The 15911-nt window shown below is 42.4% G+C and carries 20 protein-coding genes and 1 riboswitch; of the genes, 3 read left to right on the plus strand and 17 right to left on the minus strand.

The genetic code is table 11. From position 1 onward, the window contains the following. Positions 1–26: 26 nt before the first annotated feature. From rluB to scpA, 7 genes are all read right to left on the minus strand, one after another. Positions 27–761: a 23S rRNA pseudouridine(2605) synthase RluB gene (gene rluB, locus CDO84_RS10580; protein ID WP_014664454.1), complete on the minus strand. Its 735-nt coding sequence runs from the start codon at positions 759–761 to the stop codon at positions 27–29. Positions 762–852: 91 nt separating this feature from the next. Further along, positions 853–1389 (minus strand): spore maturation protein SpmB, encoded by a 537-nt coding sequence (gene spmB / locus CDO84_RS10585; protein ID WP_040082740.1) that lies wholly within the window; start codon positions 1387–1389, stop codon positions 853–855. Positions 1390–1393: 4 nt separating this feature from the next. Beyond that, positions 1394–1984, minus strand: coding sequence for a spore maturation protein SpmA (spmA, locus tag CDO84_RS10590; RefSeq protein ID WP_014664456.1), 591 nt, complete (start codon positions 1982–1984; stop codon positions 1394–1396). Next, positions 1972–3120, minus strand: a complete 1149-nt coding sequence (dacB, locus tag CDO84_RS10595) for a D-alanyl-D-alanine carboxypeptidase DacB (RefSeq protein ID WP_040082739.1) — start codon at positions 3118–3120, stop codon at positions 1972–1974. The genes spmA and dacB overlap by 13 nt, the downstream gene beginning before the upstream one ends. 122 nt (positions 3121–3242) lie before the next feature. Next, a complete protein-coding gene (locus tag CDO84_RS10600) occupies positions 3243–3782 on the minus strand; it encodes a YpuI family protein (RefSeq protein WP_040082737.1) in 540 nt (179 codons plus the stop codon). A gap of 54 nt (positions 3783–3836) precedes the next feature. Next, complete coding sequence (gene scpB, locus CDO84_RS10605) at positions 3837–4430, minus strand: SMC-Scp complex subunit ScpB (protein WP_014664458.1); 594 nt, start codon at positions 4428–4430, stop codon at positions 3837–3839. Further along, positions 4420–5175, minus strand: a complete 756-nt coding sequence (gene scpA / locus CDO84_RS10610) for a segregation/condensation protein A (protein WP_040083775.1) — start codon at positions 5173–5175, stop codon at positions 4420–4422. The genes scpB and scpA overlap by 11 nt, the downstream gene beginning before the upstream one ends. A 213-nt stretch (positions 5176–5388) precedes the next feature. Here scpA and CDO84_RS10615 point away from each other — a divergent pair, with 213 nt between their 5' ends. Further along, positions 5389–5913 (plus strand): DUF309 domain-containing protein, encoded by a 525-nt coding sequence (locus CDO84_RS10615; protein WP_040082736.1) that lies wholly within the window; start codon positions 5389–5391, stop codon positions 5911–5913. A gap of 13 nt (positions 5914–5926) precedes the next feature. Here CDO84_RS10615 and ribT read toward each other — a convergent pair whose 3' ends face one another. From ribT to CDO84_RS10665, 9 genes are all read right to left on the minus strand, one after another. Then, positions 5927–6301, minus strand: coding sequence for a GNAT family N-acetyltransferase RibT (gene ribT, locus CDO84_RS10620; protein ID WP_040082735.1), 375 nt, complete (start codon positions 6299–6301; stop codon positions 5927–5929). A gap of 113 nt (positions 6302–6414) precedes the next feature. After that, positions 6415–6879, minus strand: a complete 465-nt coding sequence (gene ribH / locus CDO84_RS10625; RefSeq protein WP_003223915.1) for a 6,7-dimethyl-8-ribityllumazine synthase — start codon at positions 6877–6879, stop codon at positions 6415–6417. 32 nt (positions 6880–6911) lie between these two features. After that, a complete protein-coding gene (locus CDO84_RS10630) occupies positions 6912–8108 on the minus strand; it encodes a bifunctional 3,4-dihydroxy-2-butanone-4-phosphate synthase/GTP cyclohydrolase II (protein WP_014664462.1) in 1197 nt (398 codons plus the stop codon). A gap of 14 nt (positions 8109–8122) precedes the next feature. Then, positions 8123–8770: a riboflavin synthase subunit alpha gene (ribE, locus tag CDO84_RS10635; protein ID WP_040082734.1), complete on the minus strand. Its 648-nt coding sequence runs from the start codon at positions 8768–8770 to the stop codon at positions 8123–8125. Positions 8771–8780: 10 nt separating this feature from the next. Continuing rightward, a complete protein-coding gene (gene ribD / locus CDO84_RS10640) occupies positions 8781–9866 on the minus strand; it encodes a bifunctional diaminohydroxyphosphoribosylaminopyrimidine deaminase/5-amino-6-(5-phosphoribosylamino)uracil reductase RibD (RefSeq protein WP_040082733.1) in 1086 nt (361 codons plus the stop codon). A 129-nt stretch (positions 9867–9995) separates the two neighbouring features. Continuing rightward, a riboswitch (FMN riboswitch) is annotated at positions 9996–10140 on the minus strand. 121 nt (positions 10141–10261) lie between these two features. Continuing rightward, positions 10262–10606, minus strand: a complete 345-nt coding sequence (locus CDO84_RS10645; protein ID WP_014664466.1) for a hypothetical protein — start codon at positions 10604–10606, stop codon at positions 10262–10264. A gap of 232 nt (positions 10607–10838) precedes the next feature. Beyond that, positions 10839–11393, minus strand: coding sequence for a signal peptidase I sipS (gene sipS / locus CDO84_RS10650; RefSeq protein ID WP_014664467.1), 555 nt, complete (start codon positions 11391–11393; stop codon positions 10839–10841). Positions 11394–11726: 333 nt separating this feature from the next. After that, on the minus strand, positions 11727–11933 hold the full coding sequence (locus CDO84_RS10660) for a zinc ribbon domain-containing protein (protein WP_003230483.1): 207 nt from the start codon (positions 11931–11933) through the stop codon (positions 11727–11729). 117 nt (positions 11934–12050) lie between these two features. Continuing rightward, positions 12051–13358, minus strand: coding sequence for a VTT domain-containing protein (locus CDO84_RS10665; RefSeq protein ID WP_040082732.1), 1308 nt, complete (start codon positions 13356–13358; stop codon positions 12051–12053). Positions 13359–13984: 626 nt separating this feature from the next. Here CDO84_RS10665 and CDO84_RS10670 point away from each other — a divergent pair. After that, positions 13985–14197: a spore germination protein gene (locus CDO84_RS10670; protein WP_014664471.1), complete on the plus strand. Its 213-nt coding sequence runs from the start codon at positions 13985–13987 to the stop codon at positions 14195–14197. A gap of 138 nt (positions 14198–14335) precedes the next feature. Here the strand turns inward: CDO84_RS10670 and CDO84_RS10675 are convergent, their stop codons facing one another. Beyond that, complete coding sequence (locus CDO84_RS10675) at positions 14336–14767, minus strand: peptidylprolyl isomerase (RefSeq protein ID WP_003223931.1); 432 nt, start codon at positions 14765–14767, stop codon at positions 14336–14338. Between the two features lie 257 nt (positions 14768–15024). Between CDO84_RS10675 and CDO84_RS10685 the strand changes: the two genes are divergently transcribed. Beyond that, positions 15025–15897 carry a DUF1002 domain-containing protein gene (locus CDO84_RS10685; RefSeq protein WP_040082731.1) on the plus strand — a complete coding sequence of 291 codons (873 nt, stop codon included), beginning with the start codon at positions 15025–15027 and terminating at the stop codon, positions 15895–15897. Positions 15898–15911: the final 14 nt, after the last annotated feature.

The following is a 15911-nucleotide window of genomic DNA, read 5'->3' on the forward strand; positions in this document are numbered from 1 at the left end:
CTTACTTTTTGAAGGTTATGTGAAATTTAGAAAGCGTTTTTACCGTGCTCCGCCAGTGCTCTGAGTCTTTTTACTTCATGAGGCGTAAGTTCTCTGGCATCTCCCGTGTGCAGGCCTCGCAGGTTTAAAAACGCGTATTCCTCACGCTTCAGCTTGATTACCTCATGTCCGATCGCTTCAAACATGCGGCGCACCTGTCTGTTGCGTCCCTCATGGATCGTCAGTTGAATAATGCTTGTCTGCTTTTTCTTATCCAAAGACAATAGCTTCGCTTTAGCAGGCGCTGTTTTGCCTTCTTCCAGCCTAATTCCACGCTCTAACTTTCTGAGCAGCTCTTTAGGCGGGATTCCTTTTACCTTCGCCACGTATGTTTTGTCTATTTCATACTTAGGGTGCATCAGCTTATTGGCGAATTCGCCGTCATTGGTTAAAAGCAAAAGACCGCTCGTATCATAATCCAGGCGTCCAATCGGATAAATGCGCTGCGGAATATTTTTAAAAAAGTCTGTCACCACTTTACGTCCTTTGTCATCTTGCGCTGCAGAAATAACGCCTCTCGGTTTATATAAGAGAAAGTAAACCGGCTCTTCGCGTTCAACCTTTAACCCGTTTACCTCAATCTGATCAGAACCGGTGACCTTAACACCGAGCTCTGTTACTACTTTGCCGTTCACCTTTACTTTTCCTTCTTTAATCAGCTCTTCTGCCTTTCTGCGCGATGCAACTCCGGCATGAGCAATTACTTTTTGCAGTCTTTCCATGTCTTTCACCTCAAGTATTATCTTACTTTTTTCAACCATAACAAACAAGCTTTTTCAAATCTGTATGCCAAATCTAAAAAAAACGCCGTTTTCAGGCGCTCCCAAATAATAACGTAACGATGATGATTGATGCAACTACGCCGATTAAATCGGCAAGAAGTCCCACCTTTAATGCATCACCCATTTTTTTAATACCGACTGCACCAAAATACACTGTCAATACGTAAAGCGTTGTATCTGTAGATCCCTGCATGACGGAAGCCAGTCTGCCGATAAAGGAATCGGGCCCGTATACTGCGATTAAATCGGTCGTCATTCCGAGTGCGGCCGTACCGGAGATCGGGCGGATCAGAGCAAGCGGTACCACCTCACCGGGGATGCCGATAGCAGAGAAAACCGGTTTTAAAAGATCCATTATAAAATCAAGCGCGCCTGATGATCGGAAAACAGTTATCGCGACAAGCATTCCGACTAAATAGGGGATAATGGAGAAGGCGATTTCTATCCCCTCTTTGCCTCCTTCGACAAACAATTCATATGTGGGAACCTTTTTGATTGTCCCATAAAGAAGTATGCCGGCAATAATGATCGGAATCATCGCTAAAGACATCCAGTTGATGATTTCCATCCGCTTACCTCCCCTTCTTCTTGCGGCGATAATAAAAATACCGGTCAATGATAATAGCGCCGATTCCGGAAATGAGCGTTGCCAAAATGCTTGGTCCGACGATATCTGTCGGCGTTTTGGAGGAATAAGCCATCCGGACAGCGATCACCGTTGTCGGAATGAGAGTGATGCAGGACGTATTAACAGCTAAAAACGTAATCATCGACCGGCTTGCTTCCGATCGGTCTCCATTCAGCTTTTTCATTTGCTCCATTGCTTTAATGCCAAGCGGAGTTGCTGCATTTCCGAGGCCGAAGAAATTCGCCATAAGATTAGATAAAATGTAGCCCATCGCCGGGTGATCCGGCGGTATATCAGGGAACAGCTTAGATATAAAAGGCCTGCACATCCGGCTGAAAATATCCAAAAGCCCTGACTGCTCAGCTATTTTCATTAAGCCAAGCCAGAAAACAAGCACGCTCATCAATCCAAATGAGATCGTAACGGCTTCTTTCGCACCCTTAAACACGGCTTCATTTACATCTTGCAGAGTTCCGTTGCACATCGCAAAAACAAGTCCGATCACAGTTAAACTGACCCAAATTATATTGACCATTTTGCTCCGCCTGCCGCATTCAGAAAGATTGACTTAAACGTTTCAAAAAATTGTTTCTTCGGTTTTTGATGACGTTCATTTTCATAATAGATCGGCACTTTTGCGATGGTTTCATTGTTGAACATGATCTCCATGTGCCCTACGATGTCAGGAATTTTTGAGGCGTCTTTTTCCCATGCTTTTTTTGGCTTGAGCAGCGTGGTATTAATTTTCACATCTTCTTTTTCCTCTTCGTTCAGCAAATAGGTGATATCTCGTTTGATAAAAGCCTTCGATTCATAAAATGTGCCTTTCAGCTTTGGAATGTCCCCTTTTTTTGCAATTAAATAGGTTTGATAATGATCAAACACATAATTAAACATTTTCATATGGTCATCCCAATCATCAGGGTCATTAATGGTGACGGCTATCAGGTTAATGCCATCCTTTGAAGCCGTTGAAACCAGTGTCCGTTTTGCAAGTTTTGTATAGCCTGTTTTCCCTCCTGTACTGTATGGATAAAGCATGGTCAGCAGTTTATTTTTATTTTTCCATACGCTTTCCATCGTTTCCGCTTTGTATATTTTTGTGCCTGAAATCTTTTGATAGTCTTTCAGTTTCATAGCATATTTAGTTAAAATGGCCATGTCATAGGCTGTTGAATAATGATTTTCATGGTCGTCCAAGCCGTGCGGGTTTTGAAAACGGGTGTTCTCCATACCAAGCTGCTCGGCTTTTTGATTCATCATATAAACAAACCCATCGAGGCTCCCACCGACATGCTCAGCAATCGCGACAGCGGCGTCGTTTCCTGATCTTAGCATCAGGCCATACACAAGATCTTTCAATTTCACTTTTTGACCTTCTGTTAAATAAATGGCGGAGCCTTCTGTTCTGACAGCATTTGCCGAAACCGTCACCGTTTGATCCATTTTGCCAGATTCGATAGCAAGGACGGCGGTCATAATTTTTGTGATGCTGGCGATCCGCCTTTTTTGATGCTCATCCTTGGCAAATAACACTCTGCCTGACGCTCCGTCGATAATGATCGCGCTTTTTGCACTGACATCTATAGCTGCATGTGCTGTATTCACATTTACAGTGGCAATCAGAAAAGAAATCATAATCACGAATACTGCTTTTTTGAAAATGCGCATGTTTGCTCACGTCCTTGTGGTGGTTTGTACAAGTTTATGCGCATGTCCATCAGTTATGAATAACAATTCTATTTCTGGAAGCAAACATAAAAAAACTCTCCCTGAAAGAGGGAGAGTAAACGTTATCTGATTGGCACCATGCTTGATCCGGACGCTTCGTAATGAGCCAGCTCTTCCCTCATCTTCAGAAAGGCTGCGCTCAACGGCAATAGTAATTGCTCAAGCGACGCAGGAACAGCATGATAAAACTCAATTGCGCTGACCCCGGTATAAGACGCCCGGCTATTTTCACACCACGTGTCTTTTTTCGGCATAAAGAACTCTTCAATGCATTGGTGATACACATTATAAAGTGTTTTTTCCGCTCTGGCTTCCTGAAAAGGCTCCTGCATCAGGAGACGGCGGCATGCTTCTGCGCCTCCTTCACAAAATACTGCCATTCTTCTCAAAGTGCTCAGCACATCACAGCAGTATCCTTTTTCAATAGGCAATTCAGCCTGTAAGGATTCCAGCGTCGTTTGATTTAGGTAATCGTTCACGGTATTGACAACCATTGATAAGAATTCGCCTGTTTTTTGAGTCTGCGCTCGCACAATCGAATGTCCCATTTCGTTTGGTATCTTCCCCTCATGTCTTTGTCTCTCACATTTTGCTTCTTTCATGATAGCTTCTTCCTTATATCTTATGATGATGAAAAAGCGCGATTCATTAAACTTCTATTTTATATCTTCGAAGGTTTGGTTAAAGTTTTCAAAAAATAAATCTGCTTCTTCTTGAAGAACGTCTTCTTCCGCATTTTCAGGCAGCGGCGGAAGCTCGTCCAGTGTTTTTAGACCGAATTGTTCAAGAAAAGTCGGCGTTGTACCGTATAAAATGGCACGTCCCGGACCGTCAGCACGTCCCACTTCACATAATAACGCCTTCGCGACGAGACTGTGTAAAATCCGCTCTGATTTTACTCCTCTGATTTCTTCAATTTCTGCTCTCGTAATTGGCTGTTTGTATGAAACAATGGCCAGCACTTCTAAAGATGCTTGAGAAAGGCCCTTTGACGGCACTTCAATCAGTTTTTTCAAGTAAGGTGCAAAGTCTTTTTTGGTAGAGAGCATGTACGTATCTGCATACTCAATCAGTTCAATGCCTCTTGTATCCCCGCGGTATTCGTCCGCCACTTCCGCCATGATGGTGTTCAGCTCAGGCTCTTCGATTTCAAGCACCGTTAACAGCTGCTTTTTTGTGAGCCCTTCATCGCCTGCCGCATAAAGAAGGGCTTCCACTATAGCTTTCCAATTCACGATATCAAGCCCCATGAATGGATTCACTCCCCGTAATGTAAATATCTGAAAAATTTTGCTCCTGTTCAATGAGAACCAGCTGGTTTTTCATCAGCTCGAGAACGGCTAGAAAGGTCACTACTAAATGTTCTTTTTGCTCATATGGAAACAGGTCCATAAAGTTGATTCTCGTTCCTCTTGATTTCAGGCTGTGCACGATTTCGTTCATTCTGTCTTCGATTGGTATGTCCTGTCTGGTAATCGTCGTTCCCATCGGCCTGTTTATTTTTTTGCGTTTCAGCACTTTTTGAAAAGCCCCGATCATATCATAGACCGTAACAGAGAGCTTTTGCTCAGACTGTTTTATTTCTTTTGCGTATTCACTCAAATCACTCGGCGGTTTCGTGAACGATTTTTGTCTTTCTTCTTCCCGTTCTTTTAAATCCTTCGCCGCATCTTTATATTTTCTATACTCAATCAGCTTTTCAATCAGTTCCTCACGCGGATCCTCTTCTTCAAGTAATTCATCTTCAAAAAGCTCCTCCTCTTGCTTCGGAAGCAGCATTCTGCTTTTAATGCTGAGCAGCGTGGCGGCCATAACCAAATACTCGCTGGCAATATCGAGCTCAAGCACGCGCATTGTATGTACATATAATAAATATTGTTCAGTGATCTTCGCCACAGGTATATCATATATGTCAATTTCAAGACGATTGATTAAATGAAGCAACAGGTCCAATGGGCCCTCAAACGTATCAATTTTCACTTGATATTCTTCCATCATCTCACCATTTTCAAGTATCACTCTCATTGCCGGTAAAACTGGCTATCCTTTAGTATAAGCCACCAAAAAGCTCTCGTCCAATACTATTTCATTTCCTGTTTTGAAGCAGTTTGTACAGAATATTCAAAACGCGTAATGCGTTGGCTGAGCGTTCTTTTTTCCTTTTATCCTTCCTGTGTTACACTAAAAGACATTAAAGGAGGAAGCACCTTGTATCCAAAAGCTTATATAGATTATCTCGTTGAGTTTCACGCGACACGGGATTATTTTGAATGCCATGAAATATTAGAAGAATATTGGAAGGAAGATCCGCCAAAGAAACGAAAACGCTATTGGGTCGCCTTTATTCAGCTTGCAGTTGCTTTATATCATCACAGAAGGCAGAATACAGCCGGGGCCAAAAGACTGATGGCGAACAGCATCCGGATTCTTCAAGCAGAACACCAGGCAGTCGAAGACTTAGGGCTCGATCATGGGCGTTTGCTCGAGCTTATGCAAACGGTTTATGAACAAATCGAAACCGGCTCTGCCTATAAAAGCATTATGCTGCCGATCAAAGATGAGAAATTGGAGGAAGCTTGCCGGAACGAATGCAAGAATAAAAAGTATACATGGGGGCAGCCCAGCACACTTAGCGACACATTTCTTATCGACAAACACCGTTTGCGGGATCGAACTGACGTCATCCGCGAACGTGAAAAAGAAAGAGAACGCAGAAAAAAAAGCAGAGGCTGATCACGGCCTCTGCTTAATTATTGTATGAAATGTCTTGATCCTGCTGATCTTGACAACGTTCGAAAAATCTCTGCGTTAATTCATTTGGAACCAGCACTTGCGTTTTGAATAAATGCTTTAAAGCATCCATCATCTGTTTTCCGATTCCTTGATGGCGATGAGAAGGATTCACACTGATATGCCGGATCTCTACCTCAGAATCCTTTTTTTCGACTCCGATTGCTCCGACGATATCCTCGTCCTCTTTCCAAAGAAAGAGCTGGCGGTCTGTATCCGTTTCGTAGTCCTTAATTGTCTGCTGAAGCTGCTTAAGGTCTTTTTCATTCGGCATAAACGAAAGAAGTCCCATCGCAATCTTTTCAAACGATTTTTTATAACGAATTAACATAAAAACCCCTCTATATCCAAAATGTCCAGTCTGCTATTAAACGGATACGAATAGGTGATCCGTTTTCTCACATTATATCATTTTCGCCATATTTTTAAACTGTTTTCAGCAAATTATTCAAATGAGCGGTTTAAATTTGCCATTTCTATGGCAGAAACAGCACAATCTACACCTTTGTTGCCCGCTTTTGTGCCGGCACGCTCGATAGCCTGTTCGATGTTTTCAGTTGTCACAATTCCAAAGATGACAGGTACTCCAGTAGTGTTTGCGGCTTGCGCGATGCCTTTTGCAGCTTCATTGCAGACATAATCATAATGAGTCGTCGCGCCTCTGATGACAGTGCCTAGTGTGATAATAGCGTCATATTTTTTTGTTTCCGCCATTTTTTTCGCAGCAAACGGTATTTCAAATGCGCCTGGAACCCAAGCCACATCAATATCATTTGTGTCTACGCCGTGTCTGAGCAACGCATCTTCTGCACCGCTCAGCAGCTTGCTCGTAATAAAATCATTAAATCTTCCTACTACGATTCCGATTTTAAGACCTGTACCAACTAAATTTCCTTGTATGATATTCATATGATTCCCATCCTTTTTTGTGATATTTGTGATTAGAAATGAAGTAAATGACCCAGCTTGTTCATTTTGGTTTGCAAATATTTTTTATTGTGCTCTTTCGCCTCCATTTGAAGCGGCACTCTTTCTGAAATACTGAGTCCGTAGCCTTCTAGGCCTGCGATTTTCCGTGGATTATTCGTCAAAAGCTTCATATTCCGCACACCGAGGTCGCGTAAAATTTGTGCACCGATGCCATAGTTGCGAAGATCCGGCAGGAATCCAAGCGCCTCATTGGCTTCGACGGTGTCATAGCCTTGTTCCTGAAGCTTATAAGCTTTTAATTTATTGATTAAACCGATGCCTCGTCCTTCTTGGCGCAAATACAGAAGCACTCCGCGGCCTTCTGCGGCAATTTGGGTCAGCGCGGCGTGAAGCTGCGGACCGCAGTCACAGCGATGAGACCCAAACACATCACCTGTGAGACATTCTGAATGCACCCGGACCAATACCGGTTCTTCTCCGAACGGCACATCCCCCATCACAAATGCGACATGCTCTTTTCCATCTACCTCATTTGTGTATCCGTAAACCTTGAATGTGCCAAAATCAGTAGGCAGCGTAATGTCAACTTCACGCTCGACTAGTGTTGTCAGATTGTAACGGTATTGAATCAAATCTTTAATCGTGATCATTTTCAGCTGATGCTTTTTCGCAATTTCAATGAGCTCAGGCACTCTCGCCATCGTTCCGTCTTCATTCATAATTTCACAAATGACGCCGGCTCCTTGAGATCCGCAGGCTTCAGCAAGATCAACAGCAGCTTCTGTGTGGCCCGCTCTTTTCAGGACACCTCCTTTTTTCGCAATCAGAGGAAAAATGTGCCCCGGACGCTGAAAATCAGATGGCACGGATTTGCTGTCCAGCAAAGCTTGAACAGTAAATGATCTTTCTTGAGCGCTGATACCTGTTGTCGTTTCTCGATGGTCTATGCTTACGGTAAAGGCAGTATGGTGAGAATCTGTATTATGCTCAACCATAGGGTGAAGATCAAGCCTGTCTGCAATTTCCTCACTGAGAGGCGTGCAGATCAGCCCTCTTCCGTGTGTCGCCATAAAGTTAATCACTTCCGGCGTTGCATGCTCGGCTAGAGCCACAAAGTCTCCTTCATTTTCTCTGTCTTCATCATCTACAACGATGATGACTTCGCCTTTTTTTAAAGCGTCAAGTGCTTCTTCTATCGGATGAAACATGCAAATCTTCCTCTCTAAAAGCCGTTTTCGCTTAAGAAGGCTTTTGTAATGGTTTGTTGGGTCTTATTTTCATTGGCTTTATGCAAAAATCGATACATATATTTTCCGATCATATCGCATTCGATATTCACTTTAGAGCCGATCGTTTTTTCTGAAAAGATCGTTTCGCTGATCGTATGCGGTATTAAAGAAATCGTCACTGTGTCTTCTGTCAGGCCGAAAATGGTTAAGCTCACGCCATCCACGGTAATTGATCCCTTTAAAACCAATGTTTTGGTTAAAGACGGGTCCATTTTTAAATCATAGTAAACTGCGTTGCTTTTCTCTTCAATTCGTGTGATTTCCGCAGTTCCGTCGACATGGCCTGAGACGAAATGACCTCCGAAACGGCCGTTTGCCGCCATCGCTCTTTCCAGATTTACTTTGCTTCCTTTTGATAAATCATTCAGTGACGTAGCTTTGACTGTTTCAGGCATAACATCCACAGTGAATTGATTTTTTGTAAAATCAGTGACAGTCAGACAAATACCGTTCACTGCAATGCTGTCGCCAAGATGAACATCCTCTAAAATCTTTGAGCATGTAATTGTTAAGGCCATTGAATGCCCTGCTTTTTTCATGGAATCGATTGTGCCTGTTTCTTCGATAATTCCTGTAAACATGGTCACCATCCTACTCGTTTGTCGGTTTGGCCGTCAGTTTGATATCACGGCCGATTTGGGTTATATCAGTGAATTGTAATAAGGGGACATCTTTCATTGATTGAAAACCTTCACCGGAGATTAAGCTGGGAGCAAGCGTTCCTCCGATTAGTTTAGGGGCAAAATAGAAGATGATTTCTTGAAAACAGCCTTCTTTGACAAAGCTTCCGTGAACAGCTGAACCGCCTTCCACATACACCGACATGATGCCTTCTTCCGATAGGATTTTCAAAACATCGGGAACTTGAATGCGCTCGGTTTCCAGTGTAAATATGTTCACTCCGAAAGCGGAAAGCCGTTTTTTCTTTTCCTCGTCTGCGCGTGCCGTTGTAAAAATCCATGTCGGCGCTAATTGATCGCAAATCACTTTAGCGTCCTCAGGAATCGAGAGTACGGTATCAAGTATAACCCGAATGGGCTGTTTTGTTACATTCGGCAGTCTGCAAGTTAAGCTCGGATTGTCGGCTTTCACCGTGCCAACTCCGACTAGAATGCTTTGGTGTGTTCTCCTGTATTGCTGAGCATCCTGTCTTGCAGCCTCTGATGTGATCCATTTGCTGTCACCCGTGCTGGTAGCTATCTTGCCATCAAGGCTTGCGGCCGCTTTTAGTGTGACGTACGGAAGGCCTGTCCTCATAAAGTGCAGAAATTTTTCATTCAGCTTCTCCGCCTGGTCTGGCAGGATGCCTTCCTTTACCTCAATGCCGGCTTCTTTCATCATGCTGATCCCTCTTCCAGCCACAAGCGGGTTAGGATCTCTCATCGCCACGAACACTCTTTTGATGCCAGAATTGATAATCAATTCTGCACATGGCGGTGTTTTTCCGTAATGGCTGCACGGTTCGAGTGTAACGTAAATGTCGGCCCCTTCTGCATGTGCTCCAGCCATATGGATAGCATGAACTTCTGCATGAGCTTCCCCATATTTTAAATGGGCGCCCATTCCGACAACTTGTCCGTCCTTTACGACAACAGCGCCGACGAGCGGATTTGATTCGGTCTGTCCTTCGCCCTGATTCGCAAGATCTAATGCCAGCTTCATATAATACTCTTCCATTTGTTTACCTCCCCTCTTTTGTTATTTACCGTCAAAAAAGCCCCGAATTTATGAAAAATCCGGGGCTTTAGGTATTTTACGCAATAGGAAATAACACTATGCATTTTTAAACTTTTTGCATAGCGGCTCATCATCCTTCTCCCATCCAGACTTTCACTGTCGGCTTCAGCTTAAACTGAATCCACCGCGTGCTTATGCACACGGGTCACGGGCTCTAAAGCGAATTCGCTTTACTACCGCCGGTCGGGATTTCCACCCTGCCCCGAAGGATACAATCTTTATTCATTTGTCCTTATTGGCTATTATAGCGATCCTTCTAAAAGTACGCAATGAAATAAACTTACAATTTGAGAAAAACAAAAACATCACCCTTCGATCTGAAAGGTGATGTTTTGTTAATCATTCACTTTTGCAACCTTGATTAATCCATCGATCCGCTTTGATTTGCTGAAGTACGCCTTAATCTTGTCACCTTCTTTTATATCAGATAAATCCTGATTTAATTTTTTTCCGTTGAAGATGATTTTCGTTCCGTTTTCTGCTACTCCATGATACTCTGAGCCGTCGATTGCCGTTACTTTATATTCTTGGATGGTGTATTCCTCTTCTTCCGAGGACAAGGTTTGTCCGATTGCTGTCGGGACATCCTTCAGCTCAACATCATTTATGTACATATAACCGCCTGCAAGTAAAAGCAAAAGCACTAACAGAATGGTAATCTTGGTTTTTATTCTTCCCATATCTAAACCTCCAGCCAATATGAATCTATTCATTCATATGAGTTATTCCTTTTTTTCATGAATAAAAAACCGTAAATTCTCGTAAATTATTAATATAACGATGCATAACGGGAATATGTTTCACATTTCTGCAAAAATTTCTTTTCTATAGATATACGAATTTATGTTCTGGTTTTGGGGGATAACCATAAAAAAGATATAAAAAAAGCAGCCCCAATGGGTCTGCTTGACTCTAATTTGTTTTGCGCATTTCGTTAAACGGGTAGAAAACAAACTTTGACGTACCCGCAATTTGTTTTTTCGTGAAGAGGCCAAGTCCGTTACGGCTGTCCATGGAATTCCGACGGTTGTCACCCATCACAAAATACTTGTTATCAGGCACTTTAACCGGGCCGAAATCATCGGTCAAATGGTCAAAACCGTCCTGTTTCGCTCTCTTTTTATTAGCTGCCAAATAAGGTTCGTCCACCTTTTTCCCGTTGATATAGAGCTGGTCATTTTTCATCTCAACTGTATCGCCGGGAAGGCCGATAATGCGTTTGACGTAGTGAACATCATCTCCGTTTAACACAACGATGTCTCCCCTATCAAACTCGCCGATGTATTTGACTGTCATATTGACAAAGACCCTTTCACGGTTGTGAAGTGTAGGATACATAGAGTCACCATCAACGACATACGGCGCAAAAATAAAGTTGCGGATGAGCAAAGCAAGAATGACAGCTATCACAATTGCTTTAACCCATTCTAAAATGGATTTTTTCTTCGAAACATTTTCTGATTTCAACTGATTTCCTCCAATAAACAACGGTCTTCAATTTATGTTATCACGAATCGAAAAGAAATCCCATTAGGACCATTGAAGTGATTTTACAAACTGTTAATCTTCATCTTCTTCATGCCTATTTTTTCTTGTCGATCACAACCAGGCCTTCCTCAAATGTCGCTTGAGAAATTGAACTTCAACTTCATAGTTCAACATAACCTGGACGGCATCAACGTCAGCATCCTTATCCTGCACAGGGACAGAGGTTACGGGCAGCTTATTTCACAGGTGACTTAACAGGCATCCGTTTTGCTTTCATGATATGTTTAAATCAGTGAAGCTCGAAAAACATTGTCAGCCTCCAAAAAATAAATCCAATATATTCCCGGCAGTTGAAGACTCTTTATTATAAAACTCTGAATATCCGCAGTTCTTACAGTAAACCACTAGAAATCGGTTATGCTGCACGTCAAACAGCTTTGATAAACCCGTGCCGGTTGTGGCTATTTCTTTTTGTCCGGCTTCAGTGCTGCCGCATTTTATACAGCCTTTGTTGTCCATATATAGAACCCCTTTTCATACATCACGTTTGTTTTGATTTATTTTACTACAAAATACCAATCTCAATGAATCGTACAACTTTAAAGTTTTCTTAATTTTAATCACCCGTCCTACATACTAATCGGGTTCGTTTCTCAGCTTGCTAAATCTTCTGGAGAAACGGAAGAGTTCCATGACGAAAACATTCAAACTGAGCCAAACACCGCCGAAGGCGTAGCCCGCAACAACATCACTAGGATACTGTTCATGAAAGTACACACGGCTTAGCCCGATGAGGAATAAAACGACAAGCAACGATAAAAATGTAACAGTTTGCAGACGAGCTTTGTGAGAATGACGCACAAAGAGATAAGCGCAAAAACCAAAAATGACAAATGCCGTTAACGTCTGTTCGCTTGGAAACGGGTATAAGACGGGACTTTCCAAAGGAGCATGGACAGGACGAAGGGAATGAAAGAGCCGCCTGATTCCCTCTTCATAAAGCTCTCCGCCAATGACTAGGAAAAATAAGAAAGAGAGTTCGATTTTCCGGTCTTGCCCTTTGAATACTGTCCAAAGAAAAGTTACAACAATAACGGCTAATAGAACATCTCTCGACGCAAAAGCCCCGAATACTGCCATCCAATACTGCCACTGTGAGTTAAAAAGAACTGTCACAACAAGTGTAACGATCGTATCAAACGGCTTAAATTCATTATTGATATAATTTTCAACCAAGCTTCCCATTAACAGCACAAACATCAAAAACAATAAAGCTGTGAACACGATCAGAAGCCTTAAACGGCGAAGGGTGTGAAATTGTCTTGCCCCCTTCACCAATCCCGCTATGATCAACTCTCTGATCTTGCTTTTTTGCGTCTTGACCAGGTAGAAAAGAAGGAACAGAATAGCAGCAAACAAACTCACGATCAATACATACTTTTTGATTGCGGCATGAAACTGTTCCCAGTCCGGTCCGAGTAACTTTCCAAGTGAAATGAACGTGCCGGTCCAAAGAAATGCACCGCAATACGCATAGATGGCATACTGTCTAAATCGGATATGAGTAATGCCTGCAGCATAGCCGGCGACATGGCGCACACCTGGTATAAAGTAAGCAATAAGAAATAATTTGTTTCCGTAATGTGCAAGCCAGCGTGATGTTTTTTCCATCCTGTCCTTTCCAAAATGAATTTGTTCTCCATATTTATAAATGGCAGGGCCCAGTCTATACCCGATCCAATACGAAATGCTCACTCCCGCACAGCTTCCCAATCCTGCCGCTAACATGCTTAGCGCCCAGTTTAACTTATCTTGAAACACGAGAACACCGGCATAGCCCATCAGAAACTCTCCAGGTCCAGGTAAAGCGATAAGCTCTAACATTAACACAATAAACAAGACGGCATATCCATGCTGTTCAAGTAACCCCGTCAAAATTTGCATGTGTTTCTCCTTAACCTTTTTTGTCCCTTTATCATTCCCAATCCACTTTTGTATAATCAGCTCAATTTTCTTTTCAGTAGTTCCGACGGGATCTTATCTGGATAAAAAAACGCAACCTATCCTTGTCCATACATATTGATGCAGATTGTTTGCCAAGGGCGGTTCTGGTCAACGTCCAAGTCAGGTGTTTGTTTGGTTTGAAAAATCTAACATATACGGTTAAGGGAGTGACTACCTTATCTCCCCCATGTTTTCATTTGAGGGTCATCATAGCAGTTTATTAAATTTAGGAGAAACCGTTCTCTTACAAGAAAGGAACATCACGGCTACAGCATGCGTCCTCACTGGTTATTTGAAGAGCCGCTTGTAATGTATATCTATTTGTAGTCAACCAGAAGTTAATCTTAGCATTATCTAGAAAAAAAGCCGCCATTTTCAGAGAGAATAAAAGCACAGACAAATACTTGGGTTTCGGGAAGCTTTAAAGAAGCTCTTTTTTATGCACATTTTTCAAAAACCGAAAAAAAGAGGCTTCATTTAAATATTTTTACCAATAAGTTTATGCTTATTGACTCTAGCACTAATACATATAAAAAGTAGAATAATATGAAAGGAGATTAGATGGTATGATTGATTATCCTATTAATATAAACAACATTTCCGGCAACGGCGTAGTTAACGTAGGCGGCGCTTTTATGATCAGGCCATTAACTTTGTCCAAATCTGTGTTTGGCTCCGGAGGTTTAAACACAGGTATTGTTTTTGAAAATAACTTCGTAAGCAAAGCTAAAATGATTAATCATCAATTTACTGATCAGAACGTTACCAAAACTTTTTAATGTATTTATTTAGGGATTGAGAAACTCCTTCCTTAACACCTGGTTTACCAACCGCCATCAGCATTCGGCGGTTTTTTATTGACCATTTTTGGCCAACAAAAAAGCTTCCTCTCTAAGAGGAAGCCTTTTGCCTGCCGATTAGCCTTCTACGCGAACTTCTTTCATGACATCGCCGTTAGACATGTTTTTCGCGAATTCTAATCCGCTTGTTACTTTACCGAATACAGTGTGAACACCGTTCAAATGAGGCTGTGGCTCATGAACGATGAAAAATTGGCTGCCGCCAGTGTCTTTTCCGGCATGTGCCATAGAAAGTGCGCCCGCCTCATGTGTATGCGGGTTTCCTTCTGTTTCACATTTGATTGTGTATCCTGGACCGCCAGTACCAGTTCCGTGCGGGCATCCGCCTTGGCTGACGAAGCCAGGAATCACTCGGTGGAATGTAAGGCCGTCATAAAAGCCTTCGTTCGCAAGCTTTTCAAAGTTTGCGACAGTACCCGGTGCAGCTTCAGGGTAAAGTTCAAATTCAATTTTGTTTCCGTCTTCTAATAAAAAGTAACCTGTTTTCAATTGTATGCCTACTTTCTTTATTTTAATTTTCAAAGGAGATTATGTATGATAGGTTATAGCCTGTCTCTCCTTGTCGCGGCTATTATACCACACCTTTCGGGGGAAAACGAATCTCCCGGCTTTACTAAAAAATAAAAATGAAACCTGAATCTCTTTATCTCCGTCTAACCTAACGGAACTGTATTTTCATTATGATTCAGGTCCTCACAAAGCAGCTCTAGCCAGCTGCTTGTGAAGTTGAAGGAGGTCAAACTGCTTTGAAGAAAATTTGGATTGGAATGCTGGCAGCGGCCGTTTTGCTGCTGATGGTTCCGAAGGTCAGTCTCGCGGATGCCGCAGTTGGAGATGTCATTGTAACACTTGGTGCTGATTTGTCAGAATCCGACAAACAAAAAGTGCTTGATGAAATGAATGTCCCTGATAATGCCACAACGGTAACCGTGACCAATAAGGAAGAACATGAATATTTAGGAAAATATATATCGAACGCTAAAATCGGATCGAGAGCGATTTCTTCATCGTCAATTACCATTGCCAAAAAAGGCTCCGGATTGAATGTTGAGACACATAATATCAGCGGCATTACAGATGAAATGTACCTGAATGCGCTGATGACAGCCGGTGTTAAAGATGCAAAGGTGTATGTTACAGCGCCGTTTGAAGTATCCGGGACTGCGGCTTTAACTGGATTGATTAAGGCGTATGAGGTTTCTTCCGACGAAGCGATCTCGGAGGATGTTAAGCAAGTCGCCAACCAAGAGCTTGTCACGACATCAGAGCTTGGAGACAAAATCGGTAACGAAAATGCGGCAGCCCTGATTGCAAAAATCAAAGAAGAGTTTGCTAAAAACGGGGTGCCTGACAATAAAGCTGACATCGAAAAACAAGTGGACGACGCAGCTTCTGATTTAAACGTCACACTTACAGACAGCCAAAAGAATCAGCTTGTCTCCCTATTCAATAAGATGAAAAACGCTGACATTAACTGGGGACAGGTCAGTGACCAGCTTGATAAAGCGAAAGATAAGATTACGAAATTCATAGAATCAGATGAAGGCAAAAACTTCATCCAGAAAGTCATTGATTTCTTCGTATCTATCTGGAATGCGATTGTATCTATCTTCAAATAAAAAAAGCGCCGAAG

The organism is Bacillus sp. MD-5 (genome assembly GCF_002201875.1).
GTDB classification, from domain to species: domain Bacteria; phylum Bacillota; class Bacilli; order Bacillales; family Bacillaceae; genus Bacillus; species Bacillus stercoris.

Bases quoted from the DNA above. Each gene is read 5' to 3' on its own strand.
- scpB (WP_014664458.1), bottom strand. From the start codon at position 4,430: ATGGGGCTTGATATCGTGAATTGGAAAGCTATAGTGGAAGCCCTTCTT.
- ribH (WP_003223915.1), bottom strand. From the start codon at position 6,879: ATGAATATCATACAAGGAAATTTAGTTGGTACAGGTCTTAAAATCGGA.
- CDO84_RS10645 (WP_014664466.1), bottom strand. From the start codon at position 10,606: ATGGGAAGAATAAAAACCAAGATTACCATTCTGTTAGTGCTTTTGCTT.
- CDO84_RS10665 (WP_040082732.1), bottom strand. From the start codon at position 13,358: ATGCAAATTTTGACGGGGTTACTTGAACAGCATGGATATGCCGTCTTG.
- ribD (WP_040082733.1), bottom strand. From the start codon at position 9,866: ATGGAAGAGTATTATATGAAGCTGGCATTAGATCTTGCGAATCAGGGC.
- dacB (WP_040082739.1), bottom strand. From the start codon at position 3,120: ATGCGCATTTTCAAAAAAGCAGTATTCGTGATTATGATTTCTTTTCTG.
- ribT (WP_040082735.1), bottom strand. From the start codon at position 6,301: ATGTTAATTCGTTATAAAAAATCGTTTGAAAAGATTGCGATGGGACTT.
- CDO84_RS10630 (WP_014664462.1), bottom strand. From the start codon at position 8,108: ATGTTTCATCCGATAGAAGAAGCACTTGACGCTTTAAAAAAAGGCGAA.
- scpA (WP_040083775.1), bottom strand. From the start codon at position 5,175: ATGGAAGAATATCAAGTGAAAATTGATACGTTTGAGGGCCCATTGGAC.
- ribE (WP_040082734.1), bottom strand. From the start codon at position 8,770: ATGTTTACAGGAATTATCGAAGAAACAGGCACAATCGATTCCATGAAA.
- CDO84_RS10660 (WP_003230483.1), bottom strand. From the start codon at position 11,933: ATGGACAACAAAGGCTGTATAAAATGCGGCAGCACTGAAGCCGGACAA.
- CDO84_RS10600 (WP_040082737.1), bottom strand. From the start codon at position 3,782: ATGAAAGAAGCAAAATGTGAGAGACAAAGACATGAGGGGAAGATACCA.
- rluB (WP_014664454.1), bottom strand. From the start codon at position 761: ATGGAAAGACTGCAAAAAGTAATTGCTCATGCCGGAGTTGCATCGCGC.
- spmB (WP_040082740.1), bottom strand. From the start codon at position 1,389: ATGGAAATCATCAACTGGATGTCTTTAGCGATGATTCCGATCATTATT.
- spmA (WP_014664456.1), bottom strand. From the start codon at position 1,984: ATGGTCAATATAATTTGGGTCAGTTTAACTGTGATCGGACTTGTTTTT.
- CDO84_RS10670 (WP_014664471.1), top strand. From the start codon at position 13,985: ATGATTGATTATCCTATTAATATAAACAACATTTCCGGCAACGGCGTA.